Origin of the sequence: Ferruginibacter sp. HRS2-29 (genome assembly GCF_024343615.1) — a bacterium.
Classification (GTDB): Bacteria; Bacteroidota; Bacteroidia; order Chitinophagales; family Chitinophagaceae; genus Ferruginibacter.
The window spans coordinates 13,358-30,642 of sequence record NZ_RJUB01000156.1 but is presented as its reverse complement, the minus strand read 5'-3'; the positions used below and the strand labels follow the sequence as shown (position 1 = coordinate 30,642).

13 protein-coding genes are annotated in these 17,285 nt (G+C 43.5%); 6 read left to right on the top strand and 7 right to left on the bottom strand.

Annotated elements, in window-relative coordinates:
- Window positions 1-106: 106 nt before the first annotated feature.
- Window positions 107-2,188, bottom strand: coding sequence for a M56 family metallopeptidase (locus EGI32_RS17840; protein ID WP_255156709.1), 2,082 nt, complete (start codon window positions 2,186-2,188; stop codon window positions 107-109).
- Window positions 2,189-2,211: 23 nt separating this feature from the next.
- The gene (locus EGI32_RS17835; RefSeq protein WP_255156708.1) at window positions 2,212-2,646 is read right to left on the bottom strand and encodes a BlaI/MecI/CopY family transcriptional regulator; all 435 of its coding nucleotides are present in this window, start codon (window positions 2,644-2,646) and stop codon (window positions 2,212-2,214) included.
- Window positions 2,647-2,813: 167 nt separating this feature from the next.
- Between EGI32_RS17835 and EGI32_RS17830 the strand changes: the two genes are divergently transcribed.
- Both EGI32_RS17830 and EGI32_RS17825 read left to right on the top strand, forming a co-directional pair.
- Window positions 2,814-5,108, top strand: coding sequence for a GH92 family glycosyl hydrolase (locus EGI32_RS17830; protein ID WP_255156707.1), 2,295 nt, complete (start codon window positions 2,814-2,816; stop codon window positions 5,106-5,108).
- A gap of 87 nt (window positions 5,109-5,195) precedes the next feature.
- Entirely contained in the window at window positions 5,196-5,990 is a 795-nt protein-coding gene (locus EGI32_RS17825) for a S1/P1 nuclease (RefSeq protein ID WP_255156706.1), read from the top strand.
- A 72-nt stretch (window positions 5,991-6,062) separates the two neighbouring features.
- Here EGI32_RS17825 and EGI32_RS17820 read toward each other — a convergent pair whose 3' ends face one another.
- A complete protein-coding gene (locus EGI32_RS17820; protein ID WP_255156705.1) occupies window positions 6,063-6,593 on the bottom strand; it encodes a hypothetical protein in 531 nt (176 codons plus the stop codon).
- A complete protein-coding gene (locus tag EGI32_RS17815) occupies window positions 6,590-7,303 on the bottom strand; it encodes an ROK family protein (RefSeq protein WP_255156704.1) in 714 nt (237 codons plus the stop codon). Before EGI32_RS17815 ends, EGI32_RS17820 begins: the two co-directional genes overlap by 4 nt.
- Window positions 7,304-7,496: 193 nt before the next feature.
- Between EGI32_RS17815 and EGI32_RS17810 the strand changes: the two genes are divergently transcribed.
- Window positions 7,497-10,103: a glucosidase gene (locus tag EGI32_RS17810; protein ID WP_255156703.1), complete on the top strand. Its 2,607-nt coding sequence runs from the start codon at window positions 7,497-7,499 to the stop codon at window positions 10,101-10,103.
- A 102-nt stretch (window positions 10,104-10,205) separates the two neighbouring features.
- On the opposite strand, the gene EGI32_RS17805 is transcribed toward EGI32_RS17810, so the two are convergent.
- Entirely contained in the window at window positions 10,206-10,634 is a 429-nt protein-coding gene (locus tag EGI32_RS17805) for a hypothetical protein (RefSeq protein ID WP_255156702.1), read from the bottom strand.
- A 170-nt stretch (window positions 10,635-10,804) separates the two neighbouring features.
- On the opposite strand from EGI32_RS17805, the gene EGI32_RS17800 reads away from it, so the two are divergent.
- Together EGI32_RS17800 and EGI32_RS17795 are read left to right on the top strand one after the other, a co-directional pair.
- On the top strand, window positions 10,805-11,383 hold the full coding sequence (locus tag EGI32_RS17800; RefSeq protein ID WP_255156701.1) for a YMGG-like glycine zipper-containing protein: 579 nt from the start codon (window positions 10,805-10,807) through the stop codon (window positions 11,381-11,383).
- A gap of 374 nt (window positions 11,384-11,757) precedes the next feature.
- The gene (locus EGI32_RS17795; protein ID WP_255156700.1) at window positions 11,758-13,920 is read left to right on the top strand and encodes a S46 family peptidase; all 2,163 of its coding nucleotides are present in this window, start codon (window positions 11,758-11,760) and stop codon (window positions 13,918-13,920) included.
- Between the two features lie 96 nt (window positions 13,921-14,016).
- On the opposite strand, the gene EGI32_RS17790 is transcribed toward EGI32_RS17795, so the two are convergent.
- Window positions 14,017-15,204: an aspartyl protease family protein gene (locus EGI32_RS17790; RefSeq protein WP_255156699.1), complete on the bottom strand. Its 1,188-nt coding sequence runs from the start codon at window positions 15,202-15,204 to the stop codon at window positions 14,017-14,019.
- A gap of 96 nt (window positions 15,205-15,300) precedes the next feature.
- Between EGI32_RS17790 and mqnC the strand changes: the two genes are divergently transcribed.
- Window positions 15,301-16,425: a cyclic dehypoxanthinyl futalosine synthase gene (gene mqnC, locus EGI32_RS17785; RefSeq protein ID WP_255156698.1), complete on the top strand. Its 1,125-nt coding sequence runs from the start codon at window positions 15,301-15,303 to the stop codon at window positions 16,423-16,425.
- Window positions 16,426-16,552: 127 nt separating this feature from the next.
- Here mqnC and EGI32_RS17780 read toward each other — a convergent pair whose 3' ends face one another.
- Window positions 16,553-17,173, bottom strand: a complete 621-nt coding sequence (locus EGI32_RS17780) for a fasciclin domain-containing protein (protein ID WP_255156697.1) — start codon at window positions 17,171-17,173, stop codon at window positions 16,553-16,555.
- Window positions 17,174-17,285: the final 112 nt, after the last annotated feature.

The window sequence follows — 17,285 nt, the reverse complement described above, 5'->3', positions numbered from 1 at the left end:
GATTAAAAATTTAGACAAAAGGGTGGTTGCCCCACGCCGGGGCGTGGGTTAATAGAGAAATGAAATGATGAGATGAAAAAAAACTGTCCGCCTGGTTTGTTGAATCTTATCGATTCGCTTTGAGCTTCCAATTGTACAAAAGCTTCCAGTCGGAATTCCTGATATACTTAGCTTTCAATGCAGCATGCAGGGCAGCTGATTGTACCTTATCATTCACGATAAGCTGCGAACCGGTGAGCTGGTAAGAAAGATTTTTTTCATTGGAAATGATGTTGTTTTTCTTCAGGTCGGCTATGATATTATTGGTGAGCACCGTTACATCAACGTCTTTTTCTACATTGGTATTGATGTTGGTATTTACGTTGGTATTGATATTATTATTTACGCTATAGCTCAGGCCGGTAACGGTATAATATTTATCATTGTCCACTACCGTTTCTATATTCACTTTGCGTTGCTCATCTGTTACTGTAGTAACTTTATTTTTATCCGCTTCCCTTTTATCTTTTTCCGCTTTCAGCTTGTGCTCTTCCGTACGGTTCTCCCGCGTATCTTTTCTTCTTTCTTTGCGTTCATCGAGCTTTTGTTGCTGCTGATCCAATTCGGCCTTTTTTTCATCCAATGCCTGAATCTGCATGTCTGGTTCTTTTTGCTCGTCCAGTTTATTTAACTGCGCTTTTAAACTCTGCAGGCTATCCTGGTTAGCCAATTTTACCTGCCCGGCAGCCGGTTTTTTTTGTTGCAATGCAATTACAGCAGCTTCTGCTTTGAGTTTCCGGGCCCTGGTAGAATCCTGTTGGAACCACATATCCGCACTCGTCTCCAATTCTTCATAATTGGCCATCATGTCGTTCATGATCGTTTTGTATGTATCCCAGTTATCCTGTGGTATTTTTTTTCCGTTTATTTTAAACCAGGTGATGTCGCCATATATCTCGTACACATTGCCATTACGTTTTGAAACAAAGTGCCTGCGTGACTTTGCGGATCGATCGTTGTAAACGATTGTTTTCCCTTCAGTAAGATCCTGCGCCAGCTGATCTGCCGAAAGCAGCGGCTCATCCAGCGTTGCAGACGTCATGGTGGTTTCCGTTTTTTGCGTTTTTGTGGTGCTGGTTTCTGTTGACGGGTTGTTCTTTTTCGTTTGAGAAAAAACCAGTGTAAGCGTTCCCGTTAGCAGGAAACAGCCTATTAAAAATATTTTTTCCATGTTGTTTAATGATTTATTGTTGTTATGAACAATTCGTTTGACGCGTTGCAACAGGTGGTCTTTTTTTCCTGTGAGCGCTGTTGCATAGCGGGGTTGCGCTTCATCAAATTCCTGGAAGGAGACCAGGGCATTGATATAATCGCGTTTGTTGCTGGTAAAAGAAAGAGCGATATCGTCGCAACAGTTTTCCCTCTCTGTTTTTATCAGCGCCGATACCCATAGTACCGCCGGGTTGAAAAAGAAAAGGATCTCTACCACATGCTGCAGCATGTTGATGAGGTAATCTTTGCGGCGGATATGCGCCAGTTCGTGCAGGAGTATCGCTTCCACATCTGCCGGCGAAAGCGAAGCCAGCGCCCCTAAAGGGAAGAAGATCACCGGCTTTAAAAAGCCTGCCACCATCGGTACTTTTACGATACCCGATTGAAGAAAACCTACCTTTTGTTTGATACCCAGCTGAGCTGAAAGCTGCTGTACACGGAGGCTCCAGAAAGAACCCACACTTGAGACCTTTCTTTTTTTGATCTGCTGAATGCTATACAACCCTGCCATCATCTGTGCCAGCCTTACACTGATCACCAGGAACCATATGAACACGATAGCAGTGGCGTACCTGTTGAAAAAGCCTGTAGCCAGATCCATGAAAGAAGAATGACCGGTAACCGCCGGTACTGCTATGATAGTGTTAGTGGCTGATGTGATAGAGGGTTCGCCGATGGCAGTCAAAGGCACAGAAACTTCTGTAAAGGCCTTCCCGGCTTGCAGGCAGAACGTAATGGAAATGGTCACCATGAATAAGACCAATGCCGATGTAAGTAAATTATAACGCACCGCAGCGCTTTTTTTCCTGGTAAAAAGTATTACCAGGCCTGTAATCCCCGCCAGCAGTAACCCCTGCCAGAGAGAATGGATCAATGTCCAGCAGAGTGCCTGAATCATTTTACCTGTAAAAAGGTTTTGTGCAGATAGTAAATACATAAGACCGGTTTGGTGGTGGTTGATTATTTTTTATCCAGCTGGTTCAGCAGTTCCTTAATGGCTGCCAGTTCCTTCTTCGATGTTTTTTTATTACCGAGCAACTGCATCATCAGGCTGCTGGCCGATCCGTTGTACATAGAGTCTACAAACCTTTCCAGCAAAATGCCCTTGGTTTGCTGCTCTTCCACGGCAGGCGCATAAATATGCTTCATGCTGCTTTCATCGCGGGTAAGCATTTTCTTTTCCGCCATGATCTGCATCAGTTTCAAGGTGGAGGTATACTGAACGGCACGTTTCTGTTCGTTGAGGGTATCGTTTACAAACCGCACCGTGTTTGGACCATGCTGCCACAACACCTGCAATATCTCCAGCTCGGATTTTGTAGGATCCATCTTTTTATCATCATTCATTTCTTTCATGAACCAAAGGTAGGAAAGTTTTCGTACGAACCAAATCATACCATACTTTTTTTTGTTAATTTTTTTTAACACGTGTTAATTAATAATGAATAATTAATAGTTAATAATTTCTCCAGTGAAACATTACTTAAACGGTTAAAGCCTTTACATCCTGAAGAATTATTCATTATTAATCATTAATTATTCATTCTATCTACCTTCGTAAAATGAAATCGATTCCTCTCCTCTCCCTGCTATTCTTAAGCGGCGCTTCCTTTGCACAACTCACCAGAAAGCAACCCCTGGTACAATATGTAAAACCCATCATAGGCACTCAACGGATGGGCCACACTTATCCCGGTGCCACAGTGCCTTTTGGTATGGTTCAGCTCAGCCCGGATACGGATACCATTCCTTTTTCGGTAGATGGGAAATACAATCCCGATGTATATAAATATTGTGCAGGCTATCAATATGACGACAAGACCATTGTAGGTTTCAGCCATACTCACTTCAGCGGCACAGGCCACAGCGACCTCGGCGATTTTCTGATCATGCCTACGGTGGGTGCTTTGCAATTAAATCCCGGAACTGCCGATAATCCTAAAAGCGGCTTCCGTTCTGCATTTTCGCACGAGAACGAAACTGTGCAGGCAGGTTATTATAAAGTGCTGCTCGACGATCATGGCATCACTGCCGAGCTTACCGCTACCAACAGGGTGGGCTTTCATCAATATACTTTTCCTAAATCGAACCAGAGCCATATCATCCTCGACCTGATGAGTGGCATATACAATTATGATGAAAAAAATGTGTGGACATTCGTACGGGTAGAAAATGACAGCACCGTTACAGGCTATCGCCAGACAAATGGCTGGGGACGTACACGTACACTTTATTTCGCGATGAAATTTTCAAAACCGTTTTTTCAATATGGCAGCAAAGAATTTGCGAAGATGACGTACCGTGGCTTCTGGGGCAAGTTTGACCAGCGGAAAAATTTCCCGGAGCTGGCGGGTAAACAACTGCGGTTGAATTTCGATTTCAAAACAGAGGAGTTTGAAAAGATAAAAGTGAAGTTTGCCCTTTCGCCGGTAAGTATGGAAGGTGCATTGAAAAATATGAATACGGAATTGCCAGGCTGGAATTTTGAAAAAACAAAACAGCAGGCGCAGGACCTCTGGAACAAAGAGCTGGCCAAAATAGAAATTGAAGGTTCGAAGGTGGAGAAAGAAAATTTCTATACGGCGATGTATCATGCCTTCATCAATCCTACTACCTACATGGATGCAGATGGCGCCTACAAGGGGCTTGACCAGGAAGTACACCAGGCAAAAGGGTTTACCAATTACACAACATTCTCGCTTTGGGATACCTATCGTGCCCTGCATCCGTTGTTCAACATTGTGCAACCCAGGCGCAATGCAGATATGGTACAATCAATGCTGGCGCATTACAATCAAAGCACATTGCACATGCTGCCGGTGTGGAGCAATTCTGCCAATGACAACTGGTGTATGTCGGGCTATCACAGCGTTTCCGTGTTGGCCGATGCTATCATCAAAGGAAATACTATTGGTATCGATGCCAGCAAAGCGCTGGATGCCTGCGTGACTACAGCGAAGCACAGGAGCTATGATGGCCTTGGGCTGTACATGGACAATGGTTATATCCCTGTTGATAAAAATGGCGTAGGTGTTTCCACTACATTGGAATATGCCTACGATGACTGGTGTATTGCGCAGCTGGCAAAAAAACTCAATCGCATGGATGTTTACAATGAATTCATTAAACGTTCGCAGAATTATAAAAATGTGTTTGATGCTTCTACAGGTTTCATGCGCCCGAAACTGAGCGATGGAAAATTCAAAGCATCTTTTGATCCGTTGAAAACGGATGGCCAGGGTTTCATTGAAGGAAATGCATGGAACTTCAGCCTTTTTGTTCCGCACGATCCAAACACGATGATAGAAATGATGGGAGGAAAAGATCGTTTTGTAAAACACCTCGATTCCTTATTTACCATGCACCTTCCCGACGAGTTTTTTGCCGAAACAGAAGATATCACCCGCGATGGAATTATCGGCGGATATGTACATGGCAATGAGCCGGCACATCATGTGGCATATTTATACAACTTTGCCGGCGCTCCATGGAAAACGCAGGAACGCATCCGCATGATCCTGAAAATGCAATACAAGTCGGCGCCGGACGGCCTTGGTGGCAATGATGATACCGGCCAGATGAGTGCCTGGTATATTTTCAGCAGCCTTGGTTTTTATCCCGTTGCGCCAGGCTCTCCCGATTATTCAATCGGCAGCCCCGCGGTAGATGGCGCCACCATCAACCTGGAAAATGGCAAAAAATTCATCATCGAAGTAAAGAACCAAAGCGATAAGAATGTGTATGTGCAAAAAATTGAACTGAATGGCAAGCCGCTTACCGGTTTTATCCTGAAGCATACCGATATTGTAAAAGGGGGGAAACTGGTTTACCATATGGGCGATACCCCGGTAAAATAGTTTTCTTATTACACGACTTTGAATTTATATGTAACCAATTCGTGTAATTCGTCGTAATTCGTGTCATAAACAAAAAAAATATACAGCATGAAAAGCATTAAAAAACTGGCGTTTGTTGCGCTCTTCTTTTGTTTCTCTTATCAATCGAATGCATGGGGGCTGCTTGGGCACCGCATCACAGGTGAGATAACAGAAAGTTACCTTACGAAAAAAGCGAAGAAAAACATCGCCGAAATATTGGGCAATGAGACTGTTGCAATGAGCAGCAACTGGGGTGACCTGATAAAATCGGATCCGGCATACCGCTACCTTTACCCATGGCATTACCTCAACCTCAAAGGGGGGTTGTCGGAAACGGATATTTACAATTACCTGGCAACCGACACTGCTACAGATGCCTATACAAAAGTGAATTTCATGGTGGCGCAATTGAAGAACCGGGCAGGGCTTACTCCATCGGAACGCTTGCTGTACCTACGTTTCCTGATACATGTGGTAGGCGATCTTCATCAACCGATGCATGTGGCCCATGCTGATGACCTGGGTGGCAATAAGGTAAAAGTGATGTGGTTTAACACGTCTACCAACCTGCACGAAATGTGGGATGAGAAACTGGTGGAATTTCAGCAACTGAGTTATACCGAATATACTAAAGCGATCAACTTCACCACCAAAGATCAACGCAAAGTGTGGCAGGCTGAGCCTATCAGCAAATGGGTGGTCGATTCTTATGCCATCACTTCGAGGTTGTATGATGATATTAAGCAGCCCGATCAGCGATTGGATTACAAATATAATTTCACTTATCTGCCGGTGGTTAATCAGCAATTATTAAAAGGTGGTGTGCACCTGGCGGGATTGTTGAATGAGATCTTTGGATAGGTGGATTACACCAATTAGAGCGAATTGCACCAATTACACCAATTAAAAAATCCCCCGCTTTGCGGGGGATTTTTATTGAATTACTTTGTCATTTATTCTCAGAGACGAAACGATCGCGTCTATCTTTTTTTCCCATTTTGATCTGTCTTCAGCCTTACAGGAAAAATAAAATGTGAGCAATTTGTCATGCAGGCTGCCGTAGAAAACATATTCGAAGAGAGAAAGCGTTTCACTGGAATTATACTTTATATAGCCAATATTCTTTCCGGCATTCAGCGAAATACCATCGTCATAAATTTTTGCTGATGATGATTCTCTTTTTACAGCTGTAATAGCAAGATCTGTGTAACCAGGAATATCATTATCACTTACTTCGTCATCAGAAAGAACGATGGAAAATTTAAAACTCCGCTCTTTATCTGGAAAATACAACCGGTTTTGTTCCGGAGGATCACCTCCTTTTTCAAACTCTACAGGCAGGCTGATCTCCACCTGGTTATTGTAAAAGCTCGTTTTTTTTACGCCTTGCGAAATACCAGCAAATGGCAGGCAGATCAATACCCAGCAAAATAATTTTCGTTTCATCGTAACGGTTAGATTCATTCCCCGGTTGTTTTCCACAACTTCACTCCACCATCGATCGCTTCTTTATTGGTAACGATCTTGATATTATCTTCCAAAGGAAAATTGATCTTTTTCGCATTTCCTCCACCTATATACAAGCGATCGTAATTAAAAACGGTTTTCAATATCCCCAGCACCCGCTGGATTTTTTCGTTCCATTTGGTATCCCCATCTTTCAGATAAGCTTTATCGCCAATGTATTGATCGTACGTTTTGCTTTTGGTGATAGGATGATGGGCCAGTTCAAGATGTGGCAGCAATTTTCCATCCAGCAGAAACGCAGTACCAAAGCCGGTTCCCAACGTTACCATCATTTCCAGTCCTTTGCCGCTTACGATGCCCAGCCCCTGCATATCCGCGTCATTGATCACCTGTGCAGGTTTGCCGAATGTGTCTGTCAATGTTTTTGCAAAACTGATCTCTTTCCAGCTATCGGCCGCAAGATTAGGCGCCGTATATACGATATTGTTTTTTACATAACCCGGAAAACCCACCGATATCCTGTCGTATGCAGGAAATGCAGCCACAAGAGTCTTTATGGTTTCCAGTATAGCTTCAGGTGTAGCAGGATTGGGAGTGGGTAGTTTCTGATAATCCACTAACTGCTTGCCTTCCATGTCTAATACGGTCGCTTTTACGCTGGTGCCGCCTATGTCTATCGCTAAAATGCTTTTGATGGTATCTGTCATGGAATAAAGTTACAAAACCCCTGACCCCTAAAGGGGAACTTAGGTTTAAATTTTATAAAAATTTTGAATGACCCCTTATTTTGAATTTGCCATCTTAAAAGCAATTGGCATAAGGTTCCCCGTTAGGGGTCAGGGGTTCTAATTTTTATGTTGTAATTTTCCTGTACGAAAGCTGGCCGCAAAACGAATCATCATGGACATAAACAACTCTGCTGAACAGCAAAGACTGAATATAAATGCGGGTAAAGAAATTCCTTTGGAAAAATGGGGGCCTTATTTAAGTGAGCGGCAATGGGGAACTGTGAGGGAAGATTACAGCACTACCGGCGACGCCTGGCGTTATTTTCCACATGAGCATGCCCGCAGCCGAACCTACCTCTGGGGCGAAGACGGCCTGGCAGGGATCACCGACTATATGCAGAATATCTGCTTTGCCATTTCCCTCTGGAATGGCAAAGACCCGTATTTGAAAGAAAGGCTGTTTGGCCTCGCCAATGGGCAGGGCAATCATGGGGAAGATGTGAAGGAGTTATATTATTACCTCGATAATGTGCCCTCACATTATTACATGAAATATCTCTACAAATATCCCCAGGAGGCATTTCCATATCAACAGCTCATGGAAACAAACGCGGCTTTGTCGATGCAGGAGCCCGAGTTTGAACTGCTGGATACCGGGGTCTTTGATGAGAACAAATATTTTGATGTATATATCGAATACGCCAAAGTCAACAGTGACGACCTTTTCATCAAGATAGAAATTGTGAACCGTGGCGAGGAAGCCGCCGATATAACGGTACTGCCTACACTATGGTTTTACAATCGCTGGCAGTATGACAGCTTCAATGAAAAGCCTTCGCTACGATTGAAGGATCAGCAATCTGTTGCCGTTTCGCATGAACGTTCGGGTAATCATTTTTTATATTTCCACCAGGCGGATGAAGTGTTTTTTACCGAGAATGAAACCAACTTTGAAAAATTATACGGCACAAAAAATAAATGCGCTTTTGTGAAAGATGCTTTTCACGATGCAATCGTTGACAAGAAAAATCTTGAAAAATTGCGCCGCAATAAATCAGGGACAAAATGCGCCCCCGTTTTTAAAAGAACCATCCAGGGAGGACAAAGCGAAACTATCTGGCTGCGCCTTTGCGACCAGGAAAAACACGATCCTTTTGAAAATGGTTTTGAACAGATATTCACTCAGCGCAAAAATGAAGCGGATGAATTTTACGGGCATCTGCTGGTAAAAGATCCTGAACTCGCCAATATTGAGCGGCAGGCTTTTGCAGGGCTCCTGTGGAACAAACAATATTATCATTACGATGTGGAGCGTTGGTTGTCGCAGTCTGATGGCATTACCCCGATCGTTGCGGAGCGGCAGACAGGGCGGAACCATCATTGGAAAAACCTGAAAAACAAGGATGTGATTTCCATGCCTGATAAATGGGAATATCCATGGTATGCCGCGTGGGACAGCGCTTTTCATGCGATCTCCATGGCGATGATCGACCCTACATTTGCGAAGAACCAGTTGCTGCTGCTGATGCGGGAATGGTATATGAACCCGCAGGGTCAACTCCCCGCATACGAGTGGGATTTTAGCGATCTCAACCCTCCGGTACATGCGTTTGCCGTGTTGGAAGTATTCAAAACGGAGCGGCGTGTGCAGGGTAAAACGGATATCGGTTTTTTGAAGAAAGCATTTCAAAAACTGATCATCAATTTTACCTGGTGGGTAAATCGTAAGGATAAAAACGGGAATAATATTTTTGAAGGCGGTTTCCTCGGGCTTGATAATATCAGCATTTTCAACCGCAACATGCCTATGAACTCCGACGCTACGCTTGAACAGACCGATGGCACCAGCTGGATGGGAATGTATGCGCTGAACATGATGGACATGGCTTTGGAGATAGCCGTGCATGATGTCACTTTTGAAGATACCGCTACAAAATTTTACGAGCATTTTGTGTTGATCGCCGAATCCCTCAATGAGCTTGGCTTGTGGGATGATGAAGATAAATTCTTTTACGATGTTTTGTCTATCACGGATAAGGTCCCGTTCCATTTGAAGATCCGTTCTATCATCGGCATTACGCCTTTCTTTGCTGTATCAGCTATTAATTATAACAAACTGGAAAACCTGCACGATTTTAAAAAAAGGGTAGAATGGTTTAAGAACTACCGGACCGTCAATAAAAAATACCTGCCCAGCCACGAAACTTCGGACGACAATAAAGTGCTGTTATCAATCGTAAAAAAAGACAGGCTGATTGAAATGTTACAACGCTTTCTGGATGAGAACGAATTTTTGTCGAAAGGGGGCATTCGTTCTATTTCGAAATTTTATGAGCAAAAGCCTTATTCTATTAGCATCGGCGGTGTAGTGTATGCCATTCAATACGATCCCGGTGATGCTACTTCCAATATGTATGGCGGCAATTCCAACTGGCGCGGGCCGGTTTGGATACCGATCAATTATCTTTTTATAAGAGCATTAAACAAGTACGGTTCTTTTTACGGCGACCTGGTAAAAGCAGAATTTCCTACCGGCTCCGGCAATTTTATGAACCTTAAAGAAATCGCGGATGCACTGACGGAAAGGGTACTGAGTATTTTTTTGCGGGATAAAGACCAGAACAGGCCTGTATTTGGTAAGTATAATTGGTTTTATAAAGATGAACCGAACGATCTTATTTTATTTCATGAATATTTTCATGGCGATGATTCCAGTGGATTGGGAGCTTCGCATCAAACGGGCTGGACGGCATTGCTGGTGAACCTGGTGAGGTTGTAATTGTAGGAACGTGCCTGTGGCGCGTTCTATTTTTCCGCAGGAAAAATTTATGGGAAATAGAACGCGCCGCAGGCACGTTCCTACAATGCTATTTTACAATTGCTATTTCAACAAAATGTTTTTAAATCGTTTTATTTCATCCATCTCAGCTGCAGAGATCGCTTCATTCTTATCATACTTCGATTTTAAAAACAGCACCCTTTTGTGCGCAGGAAATTTTTCAAGGATCAGTTCCATATCTTTTCCATGTGTTTCATCTTTTTTATCCGGTGCTGCCACTACCGGCGTATTGGATTTATAACGCGTTGGCCGCTTCAGGATGATCGCTTGTAAAGTAGCAAGTTTTCCTACGGGTATACCGGTTATCTTAGATGCTTTGCTATGCAGGCCTTCCAGCTGTTTTTTACTAAGGCCGCCACGTTCAATATATTGTTTAAGCAGGCTATTGGCAAACACTGATTGCGGCTGCGCTTTGATAACTGCCTCCAGCAGGTCTTTGATGATATCTATATCGGGATTTATTCTGTGCATGATTTTTAGTAGTTGCGGGTGACGGGTTATTGAGGAAAATACCCGTAACCCTTAACTGTTTTAACCCTTAACAAAACTATCACTTTTTACAGCGCATCGCTTTTAAACTACCTTCTTCTTTTTATATCTACGTTTTAAGAAAGCATTTTAAAAAATTAAAAACCACGATCATGAAAAGAATATTACTCCCTTTAGCTTTATTAGTGACCATTTTTACAGCATGTAAAACAGAACAAAAAAAAGAAGTTGAAACCAGCAGGCAATTGCTACTGACACCGGATACGGCCAGCCTTTACCCAAGCGGCGCCGCTTCTGATGTAGCAAAAGATGATGAAGAAGATAACACACCGAAAAAAACCAGGGCCGTTGCACCTAAAACAAAAACGATCATCCGATACGTAGAAAAACAAACTCCTGCACCGGTAGTGGCGCCGGTTCCAACAACAGAAACTGTGGTTACCCCTCCGGTAGTAGCAACCACTACTCCCGAAGTGATCACCACACCAGCCACTACCCCTACAGAAACAGCTACCACAGCTCCGGCTCCGGTAGAAAACAAAAAGAAAGGCATCAGTGATGCTGCCAAAGGTGCCGCGATAGGCGGCGTAGGTGGTGCAGTTGCCGGTGCAGTAATAGGCAAAGGCGGTAAAGGAGCCATCATTGGCGGTGTGATAGGCGCGGCTGGCGGTTACATCATCGGCAGGGCAAAAGATAAAAAAAGCGGCAGGATCGATTACGCAACCAACTAATTATTCTTTCGTGATGATCAAGGGCCCGGCGGCGAAAGTTTCCGGGCCTTATATTTTTCACATAAGTGAAGGGATCACATATTTCAAAAGGATGAAGGAGAGATTACACAGATTATTTTCACTTCGTGAAAACAAAAAAATGCAGTATATAAAAAATTCATATCTGTAACATCCTTGAAGATATACATAACGGCGTTTTATATTTCCTGCAAAGCAAGAAATAATCCGTGTAATCTCTCCTTCATCCTTTTGAAATCTGTGATCATTCTCCTGCTTTTCCCGTTTATCCTTTGTCTTCCAACAGAAATTCAACAGAGAGTAGCTTTTCAGGTAAAAATCAGTAGGTTTGCCCACACAAAATTTTACAAAAACATATGAAAAAAGTTTTTCTGTCGCTTGTGTTGATAGCAAGCCTTTTCAAAGCCCGCGCCGACGAAGGCATGTGGTTACCGATGCTGCTGGGCCAGCAGGTATATAATGATATGGTGAAGAAAGGATTAAAGCTCACCAAAGAACAATTGTATTCCATCAATAAATCTTCCATCAAAGATGCGATCCTGATCTTTGGGGGTGGCTGTACCGGCGAGATCGTGAGCAACCAGGGATTGATCTTCACCAACCACCACTGCGGTTACGATGCCATCGCTTCTGCCAGCAGCGTACAAAACAATTACCTGCGTGATGGCTTTTATGCTTACAACAAAGACCAGGAGATCAAAAGCGGCTTAACCGTTCAGTTCCTTGACAAGATCGTGGATGTTACCAAAGAAGTGGAAGACGGCGTAAAAGGACTTTCGTGGGACGCCAGGACAAAAAAACTGCCGGAAGTTTTTAAAGCGATCACCGATAAAGTGGCAGATAAAGAAAATGGACTGAGTGGCAGAGTGTACAGCATGTTCAAAGGCAACCAGTACATCATGTACGTTTACAAAACTTACAGGGATATACGCCTGGTAGGCGCTCCGCCTGAAAGCGTTGGTAAATTTGGCGGCGATACAGACAACTGGGAATGGCCACGCCACACCGGCGACTTTTCTATCTTCAGGGTGTATGCCGACAAGGATGGTAAACCTTCCGATTACAGCAAAGAAAACGTTCCGCTTAAGCCAAAACATTTTTTACCGGTAAGCATCAAGGGTATCAAAGACGGTGATTACGCTATGATCTATGGTTACCCGGGTGGTACCAACCGTTATGAAACAAGCTATGGCATCAAACTGAAAAATGAAATTGAAAATCCTTCGTTGGTGGCGCTTCGCGATATACGTTTGAAATACATGCATGAACAGATGATAAAAGACCCGGCAGTAAAATTGAAACTAGCCAGCAATTATGCAGGTATTGCCAATTACTGGAAGTTTTTTGACGGTGAAACAAAACAGCTGGTAAAATTCAAAACTTACGAGCAGAAACAGCAATACGAAAGTGCTTTTGCAAAGTGGGCTGCCGGCAAATCCGAATATGCGAACATCCTTTCCGATTACGAAAAGAATTATGCCGCCTGGACGCCGTACAGCAAAGCCCGTCAATATACCAACGAAGGTATCCTGGGATCGCCATTGGCGGCTTATGCCGCTTCTCTTGCTGCGGTAGAAAATGCGCTGACCAAACCAGGTACCTCTTCTGCCGATATTAAAAAAGCTGTTGATGCTGCTGATGCAAGACGTAAGAATTTTCTTGCTTCGGAAGACCAGCCAAGTGATGAAAAAATTGCAGCTGCTGTTGCTATGATGTTTTATACAGATGTAGACAAGAGCCAGCACCCGATCGGTTTCTACGAAAAGATCAAAGGCACTTATGGTGATCTGAAAGACGAAGCCACTTACAAGAAATGGGCGAAAGATCTTTTTGCAAATACCATGATCCTGAATGATACCAAATGGGCTGCTTTCGTTGCAAACCCTGATGCTACTGTATTACAGGCCGATCCTGCATTTGACTTCGGAACTTCATTCGTGAAAAATTACAACACCAAATATGCCCCTTTGTATGCAGCCTTTGTAAATAAAAACAATGAGCTCGGCCGTGCTTACCTGAAAGGTATCATGGAAATGAACCCTGCTGCTGCGGCTAAAATGTATCCGGATGCCAACTTCAGCATGAGGGTGAGTTATGGTAATGTAAAAAGTTATGTTCCACGGGATGCAGTGAAATACGACTTCGTTACTACCAGCAAAGGGATTCTTGAAAAATACGTTCCTGGTGATTACGAATATGATCTCCCGGCAAAACAGATCGAATTGCTGAAGAAGAGGGATTTTGGTCAGTATATCGACAAAACCCGCAACGATCTTGTGATCGGCTTTATCACTACCAATGACATCACGGGCGGTAACTCCGGTTCACCGGTGATCGATGCTAACGGAAACCTGATCGGGCTTGCGTTTGACGGTAACTATGAAGCATTGAGCCATAAGATTGCATTTGATAAGGACCTCAACCGCACCATTAATGTGGATGTGCGTTATGTTCTGTGGTGCATCGACAAATTGGGCGGAGCAAAAAATATCATCGACGAATTGAAACTGGTAAAGTAGAGGTTTAGTGATTAGAGATTAGGGTTTAGGACAGACTAAGCAAGTTTACAATACAAAAAAGCGGCTCATTATATGTGCCGCTTTTTTGTATTCAATTTATAAGATCGAGCCAATATTGAGCACCAGTGATTGAAGCTCATTATTACGACGGATGATCACTTTTACTTTTTGATTGGGAACCTGTAGCGCTGTTTTGTAAGCCTGGATATTCTGCGAAAAATTATTGGCGATCCCAATCACTTCATCGCCAACCAGGAAACCCGCTTTATCGGCAGGTGAAGATTTTATCACATCTTCCACCAGTATCTTTCCTTCGATATAATAAATGCTCAAACCGGAATAGGAGTAATCAAACGGATCGCTGTAATGGGAATTGGGTAAAAGATGTATTTCCTTTTGCCCGTAATTGATGATGAGATTAAACCTTCGGAATATTTCGCTACCGATCAGGCCCCCGGTAAAAGGGTAATTTGTCACATTAAAATCGTCTTTATAAAGATAGGTAGGCACGCTTCTGAACCTGTATGGGCCCAGCTTTACTTCCTTTATAACGGTAAGGCGCATACGCAACCTGCCCATCATCCCTTCGGCGCCTGTCAGTACCGGTTTTCTCTTCGAAGATAGGAGGGCGCTATCCTCCACGAATTTGTCGCTCAGCAAAAGAGCAAGCCCTGCTCCGGTATCAAAATAAAAATTATAGCCCAGTTTTCTTTTATCCTTAAAATTTACATACTGTACAGGTATGGATGCAAAGAAAGGATGAAGTAATGTGCCTCCTGAAGGGTAACTTATTTTTCCTTTGGAAAAAATTTCCAGCTGCATGCTATCATAATTGACCTTCACTATGTAACGGCTGAAAAAACTAAGCCCGATGATGCCGTCGATTTTTTCTCCATAGCCACTCGACAACACTTCATAATCGTTGATATGAAAATTGAGTTTTTCCACGTCCAATCCGGGAAAATGAAGGGTTTTGTTGAAAGCAAAATGCACTTTTTTGATACCGCCTATCCCGGTGATAGTAGTATCCGTTTCCCTGGTTTTTACATTCAATTCTTTACAGGTGGCTGAATCCAGTGAAATTCCGCCGCTACCCGTGTCCAGGATGAAGTTGAGAGGCTGCTGAAAGGTGTCGAGCAAAGCTTTCACAATGATAACCCCTCCGGTATATTGTATGAATGGGAATTTTGTAATGAGATGTGCAGGTGGCGGCGATAAGATCTCCTGCGAGCGGGCAAAAAGAGGCAGCAGTAAAAAAATTATGGCAATTTTTACGTATCTCATAATATAGTTATTCCAATATACAACGTAATGCACGTAATTTTGCAAATTGTTATATAAGTGGTTGGTTTGCCTTGTATAAAAAAATTTAAATCTAAAATGATGGATGTAAATAGTTTATATAAAAAAGCAATGGCGTTTGAGTTTCTGTCTGTGGAAGAAGGCGTGTTTTTATTTGAAAACGCTGCATTGACCGAATTGATGTTTGTTGCCGACGAGTTGAGAAAGATCCAGGTGCCGCATGGTAAAGTGACCTGGCAGATAGACAGGAATGTGAATACGACCAATGTATGTATCGCCAATTGTAAGTTTTGCAATTTCTACAGGATCCCCGGGCATAAAGATGCATACATCACCGATATTGAAACTTATAAGAAAAAGATCGAGGAAACCATCAAATACGGTGGCGACCAATTGTTGCTGCAGGGCGGGCATCACCCGGGCCTCGGGCTTTCGTTTTATACCGATCTTTTTAAAGAGCTGAAATCGCTTTACCCGAATATCAAATTACATACGCTCGGGCCGCCGGAAGTGGCACATATCACCAAGCTGGAAAAAAGCACGCACAGGGCGGTATTGCAGGCATTGAAAGATGCCGGTATGGATAGCCTTCCGGGTGCAGGTGCCGAAATACTAACAGATAGGGTTAGACGCCTTATCAGCAAGGGTAAATGCGGTGCGCAGGAATGGCTGGATATCATGCATGAAGCGCATGAGCTGGATATCACCACATCGGCCACGATGATGTTTGGCCATGTGGAAACCCTGACCGAAAGGTTTGAGCACTTTGTAAAACTCCGTGAAGTGCAAAGCCGCAAACCTGCACATGCAAAGGGTTTCCTGGCATTCATCCCATGGACTTTCCAGGATGCGGATACATTGCTGGCACGCATCAGGGGTGTACACAACCTTACCACCGCGGAAGAATACATGCGCATGATCGCGTTGAGCCGTATCATGTTGCCCAACGTTTTGAACATTCAGGCCAGCTGGCTTACGGTTGGTAAACAGGTGGCACAACTTTGCCTGAGCGGCGGTGCCAACGATTTTGGCAGTATCATGATAGAAGAAAATGTAGTGAGTGCCGCGGGGGCGCCACATCGTTTTACCAGCAACAGTATTCAGCAAGCTATCAAAGATGCAGGTTTTGAGCCACAACTCCGCAACCAGCAATACGAATGGAGAGTGATGCCTTCCATGGAAGAGCAGGTGATCGATTATTAATATTCACACGAAATAGATGAAGCGGTAATTTGATTACCGCTTTTTTGTGCCAGCATAGCTTAAAATACAACGAGCCCCGCCAGGGCGGGACTCGTTGTATATAATTAAACTTCAAACAAAACCCATATTATTTCGGCATCAACACTCCGTCGATCACATAAGTAACGCCATTGCTGGAGATCACATCTGCGATAGTGATATTGGCGCTGTTGCCTTTCGCGTCTTTTACACTCCATTTTCCGTCTTTGTATCCAATGGTTAGTTCTTCACCTTGCACAGTTTTCAACTTCTGGCCGTCTTTAAGATCTGTAGACTTCAGAGCTCCTGATACTACATGGTAAGTAAGGATCTTTGCAAGATCTGCTTTTTTCTCCGGGGTCATCAGCGCATCAAGAGTAGCTTTTGGTACTTTATTGAATGCTTCATTTGTTGGTGCAAAAACGGTAAACGGACCAGCGCCGCTCAATGTTTCTGCCAGGCCTGCTGCTTTAACCGCCGCTACCAACGTGGTATGATCTGCGGAACCTGCCGCATTTTCAACGATATTTTTACTGGCTACCATATTGGCCCCGCCAACCATCACGCCTTTTTCTTCCGCCATTTTAGGCTGTTCTTCCATTTTTGTAGTAGCAGTAGTGTCAGACATTTTGCTGTCTGTTCCTTCTTTTTTGCCTGCGTCGTTACAAGCTGTAAATGCTGCAGTAGATACTGAAGCGACGATCAGGAAAGAAAATAAATTCTTTTTCATGTTGAGATGATTTTGATTTTTGATGTTGATTTAAGTGCTAGAACAGGTACGCAATAAAATCAGGGGCAGTTTTAAAAAAAGAAAGATTTGTTAAGAAAAATTATAACTGATT